The 17,068-nt window shown below is 48.7% G+C and carries 10 protein-coding genes; 8 read left to right on the top strand and 2 right to left on the bottom strand.

Annotation, left to right across the window (positions count from 1 at the left end):
• Positions 1-14: 14 nt before the first annotated feature.
• Complete coding sequence (locus G3M70_01035; GenBank protein QPJ60546.1) at positions 15-803, top strand: hypothetical protein; 789 nt, start codon at positions 15-17, stop codon at positions 801-803.
• 266 nt (positions 804-1,069) lie between these two features.
• On the opposite strand, the gene G3M70_01030 is transcribed toward G3M70_01035, so the two are convergent.
• The gene (locus G3M70_01030) at positions 1,070-2,140 is read right to left on the bottom strand and encodes a formylglycine-generating enzyme family protein (protein ID QPJ63664.1); all 1,071 of its coding nucleotides are present in this window, start codon (positions 2,138-2,140) and stop codon (positions 1,070-1,072) included.
• A 107-nt stretch (positions 2,141-2,247) separates the two neighbouring features.
• Here G3M70_01030 and G3M70_01025 point away from each other — a divergent pair, with 107 nt between their 5' ends.
• The 5 genes from G3M70_01025 to G3M70_01005 all read left to right on the top strand — a co-directional run bounded on the left by G3M70_01025 (position 2,248) and on the right by G3M70_01005 (position 6,004).
• Positions 2,248-3,051: a lipoate--protein ligase family protein gene (locus G3M70_01025; GenBank protein ID QPJ60545.1), complete on the top strand. Its 804-nt coding sequence runs from the start codon at positions 2,248-2,250 to the stop codon at positions 3,049-3,051.
• A gap of 12 nt (positions 3,052-3,063) precedes the next feature.
• A complete protein-coding gene (locus G3M70_01020) occupies positions 3,064-4,323 on the top strand; it encodes a VCBS repeat-containing protein (GenBank protein QPJ60544.1) in 1,260 nt (419 codons plus the stop codon).
• Positions 4,324-4,423: 100 nt separating this feature from the next.
• Positions 4,424-5,329: a hypothetical protein gene (locus G3M70_01015; protein ID QPJ60543.1), complete on the top strand. Its 906-nt coding sequence runs from the start codon at positions 4,424-4,426 to the stop codon at positions 5,327-5,329.
• 15 nt (positions 5,330-5,344) lie between these two features.
• Positions 5,345-5,542, top strand: a complete 198-nt coding sequence (locus G3M70_01010) for a hypothetical protein (GenBank protein ID QPJ60542.1) — start codon at positions 5,345-5,347, stop codon at positions 5,540-5,542.
• 24 nt (positions 5,543-5,566) lie between these two features.
• Positions 5,567-6,004, top strand: a complete 438-nt coding sequence (locus G3M70_01005) for a D-tyrosyl-tRNA(Tyr) deacylase (protein ID QPJ60541.1) — start codon at positions 5,567-5,569, stop codon at positions 6,002-6,004.
• A gap of 14 nt (positions 6,005-6,018) precedes the next feature.
• On the opposite strand, the gene G3M70_01000 is transcribed toward G3M70_01005, so the two are convergent.
• Positions 6,019-7,545, bottom strand: coding sequence for an NADH-quinone oxidoreductase subunit N (locus G3M70_01000; protein ID QPJ60540.1), 1,527 nt, complete (start codon positions 7,543-7,545; stop codon positions 6,019-6,021).
• Positions 7,546-7,772: 227 nt separating this feature from the next.
• On the opposite strand from G3M70_01000, the gene G3M70_00995 reads away from it, so the two are divergent.
• Together G3M70_00995 and G3M70_00990 are read left to right on the top strand one after the other, a co-directional pair.
• Positions 7,773-8,705, top strand: coding sequence for a hypothetical protein (locus tag G3M70_00995; GenBank protein QPJ60539.1), 933 nt, complete (start codon positions 7,773-7,775; stop codon positions 8,703-8,705).
• 274 nt (positions 8,706-8,979) lie between these two features.
• Positions 8,980-17,049, top strand: coding sequence for a CHAT domain-containing protein (locus tag G3M70_00990; protein QPJ60538.1), 8,070 nt, complete (start codon positions 8,980-8,982; stop codon positions 17,047-17,049).
• Positions 17,050-17,068 lie beyond the last annotated feature (19 nt).

The following is a 17,068-nucleotide window of genomic DNA, read 5'->3' as shown; positions in this document are numbered from 1 at the left end:
GGAGAATCTTCGCCATGACGTTTGTCAGGCTGCAGTGGGAGCTGCGCTTACAAATTCTGATTATGGCCCTGTTGTTAGGGGGCGGTGGGTCTGTTTGGGCTCAGGAGGCACCGGTGCGCTCGCCATCGGACAATACCGTTGCACCTGCTGCCAAAATCGTCAATGGATTAAAAAAGACTCCGGTTCCCGAGCACAGCGAATACAGGGTCGACAAGGAGTACCAGAAAATTCTGGAGTACGATTACCTCCCCTACTGGTTAAGGCAGGAAAAAGAAATCCGGCCGGATGACAGCGACGATCTGGATCCCACAATTCGCAATCAGGATAAGGCCATGGTGTTGACCGGAAAAGGTTTCCAGATTCCAGACCTGCAACGTTTCAAGCCAGACCCTGGTATCGAGATCAATCCTTATCGACACATCGACATCGACGCACCTCAACCCCCCTTATATAAAAGACGGGATCGACTGGACGCGAAGTTTGCAGGAGCGGTTCATCAAAAGGAACTGATATTCCATCCACGTGTTTCCGGTTTTCACAATGTGGAACTACCTCCTGTGGAGGAAGACCCCAAGCCCGTCGAGTACAAAGTGGAAACTCCCGTCGAGGTTGACGAGAGCAGGATGCTTTTATGGAGTGAGCGTGAGACCCGGTTGACTCTCACACCGGGAAAGAAGAGTTGGGACTTATTGCACGACGATCCTTATCGCGCCCGCCTTGATTTTGTAGAAGCCAGTCGGCAGTCCTTGTCTAGGGCGAAGCGGGATCCCGCACCCAGTAAAACGCGACCCAGAACCCGATAATCAGAACCCAGATAAGAATTTTGCGCGTCCGGCTCACACCGGGTGGGTGCATATCATTCGATGCTTTTTTAACTGACCCAAACAGGAATTTTGGAAGCATAGGGTTATTTAACTTTTGGTGAATTCAAAAAACCCCTTGTAAAGGGGGAAGGCGAAGCCAGGGGGATTGTAACGCATTGTTCGCTTGAAGATCTTGTATGTTGTGGCAAAAAGATGAAGGAAAATCCCTCCATCCCCCTTACACGGGAGAGGTGCCCGCACACAAATTATTTTTCTGCTTTTTTTACGGGTGCCGCCGATAGCGCACAACGAAACCCGAAACTGTTATTTTTTACTTCAGGATTGAAAAAAGAACGATTGAAAGTGGGTGCGCTCAACCCGCATCCATAAGACAGGCAATCGAACCACGATCCACCTTTTAATACGCGTTTATCGCGTCCGTATTCCGGCTTGGGGATGTTGTTGCCTGGATGAGGCAGGTAAAAAGCATCGACCCATTCCCACACGTTACCACTCATATCGAACAAGCCGTAAGGGCTCACTCCATTTTTATAGGAAGCAACCGGCTCTGTACCTGTTGAGCCTTTGTACGGGTTGTTTGATTTATCGAGCGACCAGACATTACCCCAGGGATAGATTCTTCCATCTTCACCCCGCGCCGCCTTTTCCCATTCGGGTTCTGTTGGAAGCCGTTTCCCATTCCACTTACAGTAATCGTTGGCATCGAACCAGTTGACATATATTACAGGATGATTTTCCTTGCCTGGTGCCAGCTTTCCCTCCGGCCAATGGTGCGGTGCTTCACGTTTGGTGGCATCAACAAATTTTTTGTAGTCTGCATTGGTCACCTCGTTAATGTCGATGTAGAATGCACCGGTTTCATTGATATGCTCAGGGGACTCGTCATCCCAGCGCTCGTTAGATCCCATGATGAACTCCCCGGCCTCAACATAAGCCATGCCTTTCGGGGTGGAGGCAGGAACGGTTTTTTGCATTCCGGCAGCCGGTTGTGATGCCCGAACAGGAGGACGAAACGAAAGCTGCCTGCGGTTAGGCTTTGTGTCCTCTAGTTGAATTCGGGGGCGCGGAGTGCTGAATAGCTTAACCTTGTTTTCGACACCGCTGTGGCATTCGCGACATTCGGGTTTATTGAATTTATCCTGACGGGATTGCTTCAGGTTTTCAGGCTGATGGCAGGCGGTTCGACATTTGAGCTTGCTGTTTGTCGGATGTTCGAACCCTTCGAAGGACAGGGCAGGAGTGGTCCAGGAAATCAACAGCAGCGTCGCGCTGATTCCTTTTAAGAGTTTCTTGGCTATTGAAAAGTGATAACGCATCATGTCAGTCATTTCGTGTAATGGTACGATTCTACATAACAACATTATATGAAACTTTCCGGAATGAAACAAAACCTGCACGATTAATATCGCATTAAAATGGGTTAATGATTATGGTCGACTGGCGGTTGATAAAGGATGGACAATTGAATGGAAAGTGCAATATGGCAGTGGACCATGCCCTGCTCATCGCCTGTGATGAACTTTCTACCCAACCCACCCTGCGTTTGTATGGCTGGAATCAACCAACTATTACCGTGGGACATTCCCAGAATATTGAACACGATATCGACCTTGGGCGTGCACAGAAAATGGGCGTGGAGATTGTGCGTCGGCCAACAGGTGGACGGGCATTGTGGCACGGCAGTGAGGTGACCTATTCGGTTGTAGCGCCCCTGGGCACTCCGGGTCTTGGCCATCACTTAAAAGATATATTTGAATCCATCTCTCGCTACCTTATTTCGGGGTTGGTTCGGTTGGGCGTTCCGGAAACAATTCTTGAGTTTCAGACGGGTGGTAATAGAAGTAGAGGGCCAGAACGTTCTTCGGCCTGTTTTGCTGAGCTCCATTTTGGGGAAATCACTGCGGGTGGGAAAAAGTTGATTGGTTCAGCGCAGAGGCGAACCCAGCACGCATTTTTGCAACACGGATCTATTTTGATCGGCGAAGATTTTGACCGGTTTACCCGCGTATGTCGATACGAAAATAAAGAAAAAAGGCGGCAGGCTTGCCAGCGGTTGCGAAAGACCTCAACAAATTTGCAACAGGTTTTGCAGGCTCCGGTTAATTTCGAGGCGGTTGTCCCTTCTTTGCTGGAGGGTTTTCGCGATGAAGCCAACATCCAGTTGCAACCGGAAAAATTGACTTCAAAGGAATGCGCGCTAAGGGATGCAATCCTTCGGGGAAGTTGATACCATGGCACCATGAATTTGATCTATCCTCGCAGTAAACCTCTTATAGCCATTGCGACTCTGTTACTGATTTTCTCCCTCTTTCTAAACGGGTGCGGTCGCTCCAGCCTGCTTAAAAAAAATCCGCGTTTGCAGCAATTTGTTGATCAGACGGGGCCCTGGTTACCCAAAGGCAGGGGGGCAATCCGTTTTGCACGGTTTTTCCATGCTAACAGGGATGGTGTGATTGATCTGGTGGTTGTGCGCGAACCATCGGGTCGGCCTCCCGTGGTGGAAACCTGGATCAATCGGGATGAGGAACAGTTGGAACCGTTGGACAGGTTCTGGAAAGGGGCTTCCGGGGAAAAAATTCACGACATTGAAATTGGCGATTTTAATCGCGACGGAACCCACGAAGTGGCCCTGCTTGGAAAGTTTGCCGATGACAGTAAAGTGAAAATTCTGACCAACAATGGCCGGGGTTATTTATTTGAAGACCGTGAAAAAGTATTGCCAATTGTTAAGGAAGAAATGGACCGTTTCGATGTGGTGGACCTCGACAAGGATCATAATCCTGACATCCTGTTGTTTAATTCCAGGCAAGCGACAGAGCCAGAGGCGTCGGTCTCCTATCCCGTTCAGTTTCTGCTGAACATTGGTGACGCCTATTTTCAGGACAAGACGAAACTGCTGTGGCCGTTGATTGATCACGGGATCGCGGGTGGGGTCTACGCAGATTATGATAATGACCGGACGCTGGATGTTTTCCTGTATTACACCAGCGGGAAGAATGCGGTTTTACTCAACAACGGGCTGGGGCAGTTGACCGATCATAGCGGCAGCAATCTGCCTCCAATAAAAAACCAGGCGGTTCATTCCGACTGGGCTGACTTTGACCAGGATGGAGATCAGGATTTGATCGTGCTCACCCGCAAAATCTCGAAAAGCGGAAAAGAACACAGCCGGGAACTGCATTATGGGCTTGAAAATAACGGACAGGGATATTTTACAAAGAGGACCATGAAAGTTATGCCACCGTTCCCGGTGCACAGGATTTATCTGCTCGACGGGGACGGGGATGAATGGCCCGATATGATTCTGGTTTCAACACGTGGGACTTATTACCTTCGCGGACGGGGACCTTGGAAATTTTCTATCGAGACAAAAAAACGCCTACCCAATGGGCAACCCTTCAAGGAGATGACCTTCGGTGATGTCAACGACGACGGTTACCTTGATATCTTTGGTGTCACCCCGAAAGGCCGCGGTGTGCTCTGGGTCACCGAGTTTTAATTTTTTCGATCTTAACCCCTCCGGCTTTCACCTTGTCCATTGATTAGGTACAATATCCCGTCAGTACGGGTATCTCCATTTCCTCATTTACGGAGTCTTCATGTTCAAGAATAAAAGTCTGAATTTGCTCAAGGCGTTGGCGGTGATCGCCTGGGCGGATGGCGAAATCACCAACTCCGAGTTGAATGTCGTTAAATCCCTTTACCGTAAATTCGGTCTTGGTCCGGATGAAATAAAACAGATCCAGCCTTACCTGCGTGCACCTATTTCAAAAAAGGAACAAGACGCCCTGTTCAAGGATCTTGCTGCAGAAATGGGATCGAAAGCAAAACGTAAGGATGCGATGAAGGCTCTCGAGGAAATGGCCCATGCGGACAGTAAGCTCAAGCCGGAAGAACGGGAGTTAATAGATCATTGTCGGGAACTTTTAAACAGCAGTTCCATCACACGTCGGTCGTTTGGCAAGGTGAAATCATTTTTCAAAAAGACTTTATATAAACCGGCACGAGAGAAAAACCCGGAAATGGTTCAGTATTTCCAGAGCATGATGTTTCGCCGCATCGCATTAAAATCGAAAAAAGAGGGTGCGGACATTTCCATGGACGACGGGCAGCTGTATTTTCTTTGTCTGCTCGGCACTCTGCTGGCATCGGTTGCAGAGGTGGATGAGCATTTCGATCCGTCCGAGAAAAAAGCGCTCAAGAAAGCCTTGTCTGAGCGTTTTGATTTCAGCACCAGGGAATGGAAAATTCTGTTCGAGGTCCTGGAAGCCCAGGCCAAAGAAGGGTTTGATTTTGACGAAGTGATCCGTGAGTTCAATCGATTGACGACTTACAATGATCGACTGCATTTTGTTGACTGTTTTTTTGCTATTGGGGCTGCGGATGGCGACTTGTCGCATGAGGAAGTTGAGGAAATACGGCGCATCACCAAAGCCATGCGTATCCCCCACAAGTTTTTTATCGAACGAAAAATGGTTGCGCTGAATGCATTACGTGAAACCTGATTAAAACTTTTTGCCATGTCGGATTCCAAAGAAAAATCGGCAACGGGACGCAAGTTCCTGGGTATTCAATTCGACTGTTGTAATGTGTATCGTCGAATTTATGTCAATAAAGAAGGCAATGCTTACGAAGGTCGTTGCCCGAAATGTTACCGTCCGGTTAAAGTGCTCATTGGTCCTGATGGCACCTCCAGTCGATTCTTCAACGCACGATAATCTATAGTTACTCCAGAGGCCCTGTTGAAACTGGTTCTTCAGCGTGTCGCTCATTCCTCCGTCACCGTTGATGGCAAGGAGATTGCCCGAATCGGGAGGGGACTGATGATTCTATTCGGTGCAGAAAAAAATGACCGGGAAGAGTCGATCAAATGGCTGGCCGAAAAGTCTCTCAACCTCAGAATTTTCCCCGATGACGATGGAAAAATGAACCTGTCCGTGCAGGATATCGGCGGAGAAATTCTGGTAGTATCCCAGTTCACATTGGCAGGAGATTGCTCCAAGGGACGTCGTCCGGGATTTGACCGCGCCGCACTTCCTGAAGAAGCTGAGCGGCTTTACAAGCTGTTTGTTGAGGCTGTTGTTGCGTCAGGCCTCAAGGTTGGCGAAGGCCGGTTTGGGGCAGATATGCAGGTGGAATTACTGAACGATGGACCTGTTACTTTTATTCTGGAAAAATGATCGGGCTGGAAAAGCTAGAAGGGAATTGAAGCGAGAGCAAGCTGCATCAGGCCTGAGGGATAGAGTCCAACGACGACGATGACGACGGTGCTGACGGTCACGATAGTGGCCATGCCGCGATTCATGTCGATGTTGATTTCTTCCTCTTCATCGCGGAAGTACATCATGACAATGATGCGCAGATAAAAATATACAGCGATCATGCTGGCTCCTACAGCAAGCACTGCAAGCAATACATATCCGGAATTGATAGCGGCCCAGAACAGATATAGTTTCCCAAAGAATCCGGCCGTCGGAGGAAACCCGGCCAGAGACAGCATGAACAGAGCCATCGCGGCGGCCAGTTTGGGTTTACGCTTGGCCAGTCCCTGGAAACGGTAAATGGAACTGCCTCCTTCACCTTCACCCTCGAGAAGAAACACCACTGCAAAGGCACCGATATTCATGAACAGGTAAACGGCCAGGTAAAAGATGAGGCTCGCCATTCCGTCCTGACTGTTGGCGATAATTCCCATCAACAGGTAACCGGCGTGGGCGATGCCCGAATACGCCAGCATGCGTTTGATGTTGTCCTGAAAAATTGCAGCGGTGTTGCCAACCAGCATAGTCAGAGCTGAAATACCAAAAAAGAAGGGCATCCAGATTTCTTCGAGCGATGGCAGGGCGACGTAAAAAATCCGTGCAATCAATGCAAAGGCCGCGGCCTTGGTCGCAACCGACATAAAGCCCGTCACAGGTGTCGGGGCTCCCTGGTAAACGTCTGGGGTCCAGGCGTGAAATGGGACCAGGGAGACCTTGAAGCCCAGCCCTGCAAACATCAGCGCCATGCCGATGTACAACAATTTATTTTCTGTGTAAGGGTTTTCCTGAAGCAATTGCGCAATGGTGCGGATTTCGGTGGTTCCGGTCCCGGCATAAGTGAGTGCCATTCCATAAACCAGGATGGCGGAGGCAAATGCTCCACTCAGTAGATATTTGACAGTCGATTCCTGTGATCCGAGTGTTTCCCAGGGAAGTTCCTCCACAGAGGTGGGAGTTTCCGATCCCGTTCCGTGTTTCGCTGAGAAACCGCAAAGGATATAAAGGGAAATCGAAAAGACTTCAAGGGCAACAAAGGCTGTGATGAGGTTGCCCGCCTTGGCAAGGAACATCATGCCCGCCACGGTCAATAGCAAAAGTGAGAAATATTCTGCTTTATTCCCGTGGTCATCCTTTGGGTATTTATAGGATGCCAAAAGGGCGAACAGCGACATGATCAGGAAAATCACATTAAAGCTTAGGGCAAACCGGTCATAGATTAGCGCATTACTGAAGATTCCAGGGGAGGATTCGTCCGATGCTGAAGGGGCATTTCCCCAGAGCATGAGGGTCAGAAGCAGGGCGAAGCTGATACCTGCGGCTGAGGCCCGAGCCAAAAACCTATTGTTATCAAAAGACTTACGTAACCCCATGAGCAGTAAATACAAGGCCGTGGTGAGAATGGTGATCTCCGGGAGGAGAGCAACCCAGTTCATGTCGGCGTAATTTATCTCGAATTCCATCGATAGAGCCGTTGATTGCCTTGTTTTAAGGGATTACTTAATTGATTTAGGCCGCTTTGCTCCGTGAGTTTTAAACTATTTACCCCGATTTTTCAAGCAAATGTTGACGAACCCGGATTTCCGCATTTGACAGTCTGGAGCCCCTTTACTTTGATAGGGAAACTTGTCAAAATTCTCCGGTTCAGCAAAAGCCAATCCTGTTCGGGTAATTTTGGGAGATTTCGAGGATGAATTACGGTCCCTACACCACTGGTCCAGTGTTTTATGAAGATAAAGCTACCAACCTTTTCCATCTGAATGAACTTTACCAGAACGTGGCGGCGGAGGTATCTCGCAACCTGTCTGAAGGATTCGGTAAGGATATCCCCATAACTTCCGGAATATGGGGTGGGACGTATCTCATTGCAGAGCCAAACGGGAAATCCAGGCGTCGTATCTGGCGATACTATTGTATGGTCAACCTGCCTATCAATCCCACAATGAGCTACCGGCGCAACATGGAAAAATTTGTTGGTATTTATACCAGCACTATGGCCAGAGCATTCCAGCCACATGGACTGAACCTCGATCTTAAAATGTGGGGAGGGGAGCTTCCGTTTTCAAACCGGGAAATGCCTAACATCACAATCCATCTGGAAGACTCGACCGGAACTATCCGCTGGCTCCGGCCGATCATTTCCTGGAACGCTGTGTCGTGGGAACAGTCGATTATTTACGACGCTATCCGTCTCGTCCGCGAGCTCAAGCAGAACCTGGATTACGATAAAGGGCTGACTCTTGAAGATCCTCAGGAAATCAAGTACATGCTGCAGGATGTGATCATCACCTACCTGACGCTTAAGGAAATTTTTTCCGAGGAATTTCTGGAACACGCTGAACCCATCATTGATGACGCAATGAAGCGCTTTATGTCGGGTTTGAATGAAGCGGAAGAAATTCGGAAGGTTTACAGCACAGTTTTGAATAATGCCCTGATATATGGTTTTGAGGAGGGATTGCGGGCACCCTATCTAGAGCATGGACTAGATATTTTCAAGTTCGAAAAATGGCCAACGGAAAAAATCAACTGGGTGCCTGAGGAGCTAAAAGAAAAACTCATCCCTCCTGTAAAAAATATTTTTAAAACGTTTCGCGAAAACATCAGGGCGGCTCAACGCTGATTGGCTGAAAACAGCAAGTTTAAATAGAGTCACAATTCATCGGAAATTGATCCGGTACTGGTGCTCCTAATATTTCGCCCTGCCTCTTTCCTTGGTCCTTTAATGAGCGTTATACTCAGTAGATGACTTCTGAAAGCTTTACTCAATATTCTGAAATCTCACGGCCAGAAGCCTGGATCAAAGTTTCTTTTTAAAACGTTATTTCTGGTTCGGTTCTCACTTTCTAACTGCAATTTCCATTCGGCAGCGAATTAAATTTTTGGGAGATAACAATATGGCCTGTAGCGGGCGATGGATGTCGGCTTTATTTGGAGCCACGATTTTGTTTTCGCAAGTAGGAGCAGCCGTTGTGCCTGCGTGGGCTGATTCTCAGTTCAACAAGCCGCGTCAGGTGACATCCAACCCAGGTGAGGATTTTGCCCCGACGGTTTCCGCAAATGGCGATACCCTTGTTTACGTCTCCGATCGTTCCGGAAACCTGGACCTGTGGCTCAAGCATCTGGGACCGGGAGTGCAGGATCCGGATCAGCGTCTCACCTGGCATTCGGGTGAAGAAAACTCTCCCGCGATCAGTCCTGATGGAAAAATGCTGGCGTTCGTCTCCAACCGAACCGACCCCAAAGGTGACATTTATCTCCTGTCTCTGGAGGGTTTGAAGCCTGATCCGGAAGAGGACGATCCTGATAAAAAGCCGGAAGAAAAAGAAAAGCTGATAACCGATGCAGCTCATCCTGAAGCAGATCCCGCCTGGTCTGCAGATCAAAAGCAGTTGTTTTTTACCTCCCAGGATCCTGAAACCCGCCGACCGTATATTTATTCCATGGACATTGGCGGTAAGAATCGCCAGCGCGTTTCCAAAATTGAAGGGGTTTCCCCTGCGCTTTCTGGTGACGGGTTGTTTATGGTCCTGGTAGCGCGTGGCAAAGAATCGGGGCTTTGGGCACAGAATTTGAAAACTGGAAAGCTGGCTCAGTTGACCTCCGGTGAATTTATGGATGTTTCTCCCCGGGTCTCGCCTGATGGCAAACGGGTTTACTTTTCCCGGTATCAGGATGATACCAATGGCGATAACCGCATCACTATCGACGATCAGCCAAACCTGTGGAGTGTCGAGTTCTTAAACGGGCAGCCCGGTAAGTTGCGCCAACTCACAGACAGCACAACCTACGACCTGCAGCCGGTTGCGGTAGGAACACAAGTTTACTTCACTTCAACCAATGAAAAGGGAACTGATATCTGGGGACTGGCTCCGGATGGTTTGCTTCCCAAGAGTGAAAAATATGGGAACGAACTGCAAACCGTCGAAGACCTTTGTGAAGATTATGGAGATAACGTTTATAAATGTCTTTTGGCAGATAACGCTTTGATCAATGATTTTGCTGGAGACCAGTCTCTCGCGCGCATCCTTTATCGACAGGCAAAGGGTTATCAAACTCTGGGGCAGCTGGACCACTCGGCAGATATATTCAGGCAGATCATTACTGATTATGCTGAAAATCCACGATACAGGAACCTTGCGGAAATAGAACTTCTACTGGTCGATGTGAAGAAATCCCGTGAAGGGGGACAAGCCAGTTTTCGAAACCGTCTTAGGAAAGGGCTGGAAGAGTTAAAGGCGATCATACAAAATAATGAAGCATTGCCGGCAGTTGCCGCCCGGGCCTGGGTGGAAAAAGGGCACCTTCATTATGAACTCGAGGAATTTTCTGAAGCGCTCAACCATTACCAGCATGTCATCAAAACTTATCCTCCTTACCGTCATCTTTCAGCCGAGGCGGCTTTTTCCCAGAGCAAGGTTTACAAAACCGTTGGCGACCAGAAAAATCTGGTGCTGACCTTCGTCAATGTGGTGCGTGATTATTACGATGTGGAAAGCTGGACGGGGAAAGCAATCGCTGAAATTCTGGAAATTCACGAGCAACATCCAACCCTTTCAAAAAAGATAGCCAGCCTCACGGCCCTCATTGAAAAATACGAAGACTTGCCAAGACTGGCCGGTGCGGTGCAAAACCGTGTGGGTGAATTGTATTACGAGGCCGGAGAAAACATGCTGGCCAAGGAATCTTACAAAAGAACAATCGAAAAATTCGATAAGGCACCGGAAGCCAGAAACGCGGCGCGGTTTCAGTTGGCTGGAATTTATGCGGAAGAAGAAAATTTTGAAATGAGCCTTGTGCAGTACCAGGCGGTGGAAAGTGACCCGGGCAACCTGGACGATGCCCTGGAAAAAGCCCGGAGGGGGTTCATCCATAAGTCGGTCGAAAAAGGTGAATGGGAATTGCGTGTTGGCGAAATGAAACTGGCACGCAAGTCTTTTCTCAAGCTGATAGATTTTGAGCCCACAACGGTGGAGGCGCATCGCGGTTATGTCCAGGCCGAAGCTTCTTTGAAACGAATCCAGCACGCAATCGATTTTTATAATAAACGTATTGCGGTGGAGAATCCTGCGGCTGAAGATCAGTACGCTTTGGGATTAGCTCACACTTATCTTTCTCCACCTGATTTGGATACCGCTGAACAGTGGATTCGTAAAGCAATGCGGTTGAATTCCAATAATGTTTATTATCATCAGACCCTTGGTTGGGTATTCGAACAGAAGGAGCGCGCCAAACCAGACTCCGGATATCTGGAACGAACGGTCCAGGAGTATCAGGATGCGCTGGTGTTGAATGACCCGATCAGTCAACCTCGAAACGAAGCTAATCTGCTCCTGAACCTCGGCCACGGGAACTATCTGCTCTCCAACTATTTTTCAGCCTACCTGGTGTATGACCAGCGTTTAAACAGCGGTCATGATTTCCTCAACGCCGAGCGTGAAGCGATCTACTACCAGAGATTCGCGGAGAGTGCTTTCAAATCGGAACACACCGAGCATTCAGTAAAGTTGTACAAAAAAGCTCTGGAATTGGTCACCAAACTCGATAAACCCAAACGCATGGCGGAGCTCAATGACAGGATTGCGCTGGCGTATCAGGTACTGGGCTCACATGCCGAGGCGGTGGAACATTTTTCGCGTGCCTTGGCCCTGAATCAAAAAACCGGCAACACGGTTTCTATGTCGCGTACCCTGCGCAACATCGCCAACAATCTCTATGCCCTCAATGCGACAAACCCGGGACGCGATTCGAATTCTTTGAACAAGGCTTTGGGTCATTACTTCAAGGCAATCGATCAACTGGAAGAGAACGGAGTTGTTCAGCGGGGCAAAGTTAAAAAAAGTTCCGGTGGTGGCCTCGTGGATGTCAGTTTTGAAGCAGGTATTGACGAAAGTGCTTCACAGGCAGCGTTGGGATTTGACAAGAAGGGGGAACAGAAACTTATTTTCCATTATGTAGGAAAAATTTTCGGGGATTTTGGCGACTATCAGAAGGCAATCGACTATTTTGAAAAGAAACTGTCGCTAATCCCGAAAGAACTCGATCCAAAAAAACATATTCCGCTTCTTTTGGAAAAAGCCCTGCTGCTCAATCAGATTGGCCACTATCATTTCAAAGCGGGTCATATTGAAGCCAGTAAACCCTTTTTCAAGGAATCCTTTGACATCAGCCGTTTGATCAACAACCGTCAGGGAATTGGAGTCAACGCATCTAACCTGGGTCGATCCTTGATTTTGCAAACCCGTACCGAACCCTTCGCCAAAATAAATAATGAAATCGGGGAGATCACCGGGATTCTGGAAAGCGCCGAGCGTGCTCTGGATAAAGAGGTTGAATCACTGGCAAATCCGGAGTACCGCGTATATATCAAAAACGACCTCGGTATTTTGTATCATTACCAGGCTTTTCATCAGTCCGACATACCGGCAGGCAAGGCCAAGGATCCATTGCAGGCAGTCAAGGCTTCTTTGCAGAGTCTGGATGCAGTAGCGAGCAGTAATTCAAAATCGGCAATGTATTTTAAAAAAGCCATTGATGCGGCCGGGGCTTTGCCTGATTCAAAAAAATCGAATCTGCTGGCAGCGCTAAATAAGAACCTGGAACTGGCGCAGTACATTTCCGGAAAAGATAAGGCTGAAAAAGAAACCGGGACCCCCGAAGATTCAGGAGCACTGGTGTTTTCTGAATGGCAGCTCCGGTTTATGGAATCGCTGGAATCCTCGGGAGATGCCCGGTTCGCTCTTTTAAAAGAGGCCGATGCAGCGTTGTCCCAGCTTCCGTTTGGTGTGTCCCGTGGACCTGCTCACCTTTCCATGATTGAGGATTTATACCATCAACTGGCGGCATCTCACTTTGATCGGCGTGAATACAATGAAGCGTTGAATGCTTCAGAGTCGCTTGTGCAAAAAACCATGCAGGCGCGCCTGGGAGAACTTCCTCTGAATTTTAAAGGAGAGACCCGACAGGCGTTGTTCGAAGAGGTTCAGGGGTTTGCCCACGACTATAAAAAGCTGCGTGAGGATACAAACCTGGATGCTGAGGCCTTGCAGGCCGAGACGGAAGGCCTTCTCTCCGGGTACATCGATTTCGTTGAAGGGGTGATTGCTGAAGAAGATCCCGGATTGCGGGCTCTGGTGTTATCCGAAGTACCGGAGGTCGACTCCATTCAGGGGATGCTTCGGCCGGGCACTGTATTGGTCAAGTACGACTGGGTAGGTGATGGAATATTATTGTGGTGGCTTGATGGCAAAATGGTGAAGGGCAGCAAGATTAAGGTTGATGCAAACTTAAAGTCTGCACTTGAAAGGATCGGGAGAAAAAAAGAGGTTCCTGGAAAAAAGGATATTTTACTATTGTCCAAAGTGCTCCTCACTCCTGTTGCCTCAGCATTGAAAGATGCGAATTCACTTGTCCTGGTGGCTGGTGGACCTCTTGAGTTCCTCCCCTGGGCGGCCCTTCCTCTGGAGGGAGAGCCTCTCATCCAAAAGGTTAAACTATCTTATCAAACATCTTTGGGGCAGTTTGCGCTTTCGGAAACCACGAAGAACCTTTATAACTCGCGTCTGCTTGCTGTGGAGATGGATGGCTTTGATGGCATTCGTGAACGTTTTGTTTCTGCTGAAAACCTGCTGAAAGACGATGGCAGCGTTGAGCAATATTCCAAACGATTTCGCCATTTTGGCGTGGTGGCAATCGACAGCCCTGCATATCTTGCAGGACTGGATCTGGATCAGTCCTATATCAGCCTGACGCGGCGCGTTCGCCATTTTGAACGTTTGCAGTTTGAACAATTGTTAAGTCAATCGGTGGAATCGAATTTTATAGCATTGAATGAAATTGATTTCCGTTTTTCACCTGAAACTTCAGTTTCCCCAACCGCTCCTCTGATTCATTCGCTGACCTACGCTGGTTATCCCGGGGTATTGCTGCACCAGGGGGTTGTGGACCCAAAACGTCACGCGGCTTTTCTTGCAGCGTTTTTTGAAACGTTCAGGAAAGGTAATCCAGCAGAATCCCTGCGTCAGGCACAACTTGCTTTGGCCAAATCCTCTCCAGGTTCCGCGGACTGGGCGACCTACCGTTATTACGGGTTTCCGGGAATGAGTGAAAAGGAAAAGAATGAGTTTGCCGAAGGGCGGTATAAACAAAACGTGGATGCCGGTGTAGGCGCATTCAAGGATAAAAACTGGCTGGCAGCAATCAGCCGGTTTGAAAAAGCCCTGGTGTTGATCGACTTTCTGGAAGACCAGAGCCAGGCCGGACAACTCAATAAATTGCTGGCGCAGGCGGCTTATAACCTGGGAGACTATAAAAAAGGTGTCCACTACCAGAAACAGGTTCTCGCGCTTGCTGAAAAAGCGGAAGATCCGGAACAGGTAGCCGAAGCCCACTTTTTTCTGGGAATCCTGTATTCCCGTGATGAAGATTTTGCGCCTTCTGTTGAAAACCTGACCAAAGCCCTCAAGTTTTATGAGGAGTATGAAATTCTCGACAAGCTGGCGGAAAGTTACAGCACGCTTGGGATCGTAGAAGAGAATGCCTTGGATTATGACGATGCCCTGAAGGCGTTCAGCGCATCCATCCGCCTGAATGAAGAGATGGGGGAAGACCTCAATCGTGGCCGGGAATTGCGTCGCATAGGCCGCATCTACCTGTTACGTTTGAATAATTACCCGAAAGCAGAAGAATTTTTTACAGCCGCCAATACCCTGTTTCAGGAACTGGACGTGCCCGAGCAGACAGCGGAGTCCTGGTTGGAAATGGGACAGGTCGCGGAGAAGCAGAGCCGGTTCGATGATGCCACGGCGCTATATGTTAAAGCACAAACATTGGCCCAGGAAAAAGACCTGCCTCTCCAACTTTCCAAATCCTACCTTTACCAGGGCAATACGCAGTGGTTTCAGGGGAATTACCAAAACGCCTTCCGTTTACAAAAACAGGCTTTGGAGGTTGCCGAAAAAATAAACAACCGCCATCAGCAGATCTGGGTTTACAACACGTTGGGCCTGATCTACTGGACCCTCAACGATTCGACACGCGCCCTGTCGAATCTCGACAAGAGCCGGGAAATGGCGGAAGACCTGAAAGCTTATCTTGACGTCGCATCGGCCTATAACAATATGGGGCTGGTCTACCGCAAGGATAAAAAATATGAAAAGTCGATTGAGTTGTTTAACGAGGCGTTGAAACGTGACGAGAAATTAAAATCGAAGTGGGGTCAGGGTTATACGCATCGAAACCTTGGCATCAGTTATCTGCGTCTTAAAAAACTGGATGAAGCAGAAGGCCACATCCAGAAGGCCATCGCCTTGAGTAGCGAGATCGGAAATAACACCAACCTGATAAAAGCCAAACTGGAGCTTGGCAATCTGGCCCGCGAGCGCAAACAGTGTCAGAACGCCATTGGTACTTATAAGGAAACCGCACAGCTTGCCAAACGCTACAATATCAAGGAAGTTTTATGGCGGGCGTTGAGAGGGCAGGGGGCTTGCCTGAAGGAAGCTGGAAAGCAAGCTGAGGCCATTGCTGCTTACAAACAGGGCGTGGATGTGGTCGACAGCATGCGCGCCTCCATCAAGGTTGAAGAATTTCAGAACGGCTTCCTCACAGACAAACAGGATATCTATAAGGAACTCATCCTGCTGCTGCTGGATGCCGGGCAAACCCAGGCTTCATTTGAATATGCGGAAAGAGCCAAAGCGCGCAGTTTTATTGATCTCCTTGGAAACCAGAAGATGAGTCTCAAGGATGATGTCGGGCAGAAGATGTACGATTCCCTTACTGGGCAGAAACAGGTGATCCGTCAGGCAGAAGAGGAATTGGCCAATACCGAAGGGGAGGAAGAAGTCAAAAAAGCACAGACTAAACTTGTGGCTGCCCGGACACGGTATCAGGACCTTTTAATTGAGGTGAAAGAGAAGAGTCCGCAAATTTCAAACTTCGTTACTGTGGAGTCGATCACACTGGAGAAATTGACTTCCATGTTGGCTCCAGATGTGTCCCTGGTCGAGTACCTGGTCACCGAACGTGAATTGGTCGCATGGGTGATCACTACCAAAGGCATCAAGGTGGTGCGTACTCCAATCAAAGAAATAGAACTGGTTGAAGCCATCACGGATTACCGCAATCGTATGCAAAATGTGGCTCCGCTGGAAGAACAGTCCAAAAGTTTATACAAGCTTGTTGTTACCCCGGTGCTGCCCTATCTTGCTGGAACCAGGGTGGTAGGAATCGTTCCGCATTCCCACCTCCACTATCTTTCTTTCTCGTCCTTGTATGATGGGGAGTCGTATTTAATCGAAAAACATCCATTGTTCTTTTCGCCCAGTGCGTCCGTTTTGGAATACACGTTCAAGCGCAAACAGAAACATGAAGGTCCAATCAAAGTATTGGCTATGGGCAATCCTGATCTCGGTACGCTTAACTACGATCTGCCACTGGCAGAGCTGGAAGCCAATGCAATTCGTTGGGACTTTCCTGAGGTGACCATCCTTACCCGTGAAAAAGCCAGTGAAAGCTGGTTGCAAAAAAATATCTCGGATTACCAGATCATCCACATCGCTTCCCACGGAGAGTTTGATCCGGTCAATCCTTTGTTTTCTTCGCTCAAGCTGGCGCGGGATGATGAGGCTGATGGAAACTTTGAAGTCAACGAGGTATTCTCATTGGATATCAAGGCGGACCTCGTTACTCTCAGTGCCTGCCAGACCGGTCTTGGAGAAATCACCGGCGGTGATGAACTGGTCGGGCTCAACCGGGCTTTTATCTATGCCGGAACTCATGCTATTGTGTCGTCACTCTGGCGAGTCAGTGATATTTCGACCGCTGTTCTCATCAAACATTTTTACAGGAATTATATTAAAGAGAACAAAGGGGAAAGTTTAAGGAAGGCGCAATTGCAGGTGAAACGGTTGTATCCGCACCCCTCTTACTGGGCCGGATTTATTTTGACCGGAGATTACCGCTAATTTTTTTTATCAGGCGACC

Source organism: Candidatus Nitronauta litoralis (assembly GCA_015698285.1).
Taxonomy (GTDB): Bacteria; Nitrospinota; Nitrospinia; order Nitrospinales; family Nitrospinaceae; genus Nitronauta; species Nitronauta litoralis.
The sequence above is the reverse complement of the archived record's forward strand: the minus strand, read 5'-3'. Positions and strand labels throughout refer to the sequence as shown.

Excerpts from the sequence above, each read along its gene's own strand:
- G3M70_01010 (QPJ60542.1), top strand. The coding sequence starts at position 5,345 with ATGTCGGATTCCAAAGAAAAATCGGCAACGGGACGCAAGTTCCTGGGT.
- G3M70_01015 (QPJ60543.1), top strand. The coding sequence starts at position 4,424 with ATGTTCAAGAATAAAAGTCTGAATTTGCTCAAGGCGTTGGCGGTGATC.
- G3M70_01025 (QPJ60545.1), top strand. The coding sequence starts at position 2,248 with ATGATTATGGTCGACTGGCGGTTGATAAAGGATGGACAATTGAATGGA.
- G3M70_01030 (QPJ63664.1), bottom strand. The coding sequence starts at position 2,140 with ATGCGTTATCACTTTTCAATAGCCAAGAAACTCTTAAAAGGAATCAGC.
- G3M70_00990 (QPJ60538.1), top strand. The coding sequence starts at position 8,980 with ATGGCCTGTAGCGGGCGATGGATGTCGGCTTTATTTGGAGCCACGATT.
- G3M70_00995 (QPJ60539.1), top strand. The coding sequence starts at position 7,773 with ATGAATTACGGTCCCTACACCACTGGTCCAGTGTTTTATGAAGATAAA.
- G3M70_01000 (QPJ60540.1), bottom strand. The coding sequence starts at position 7,545 with ATGGAATTCGAGATAAATTACGCCGACATGAACTGGGTTGCTCTCCTC.
- G3M70_01035 (QPJ60546.1), top strand. The coding sequence starts at position 15 with ATGACGTTTGTCAGGCTGCAGTGGGAGCTGCGCTTACAAATTCTGATT.
- G3M70_01020 (QPJ60544.1), top strand. The coding sequence starts at position 3,064 with ATGAATTTGATCTATCCTCGCAGTAAACCTCTTATAGCCATTGCGACT.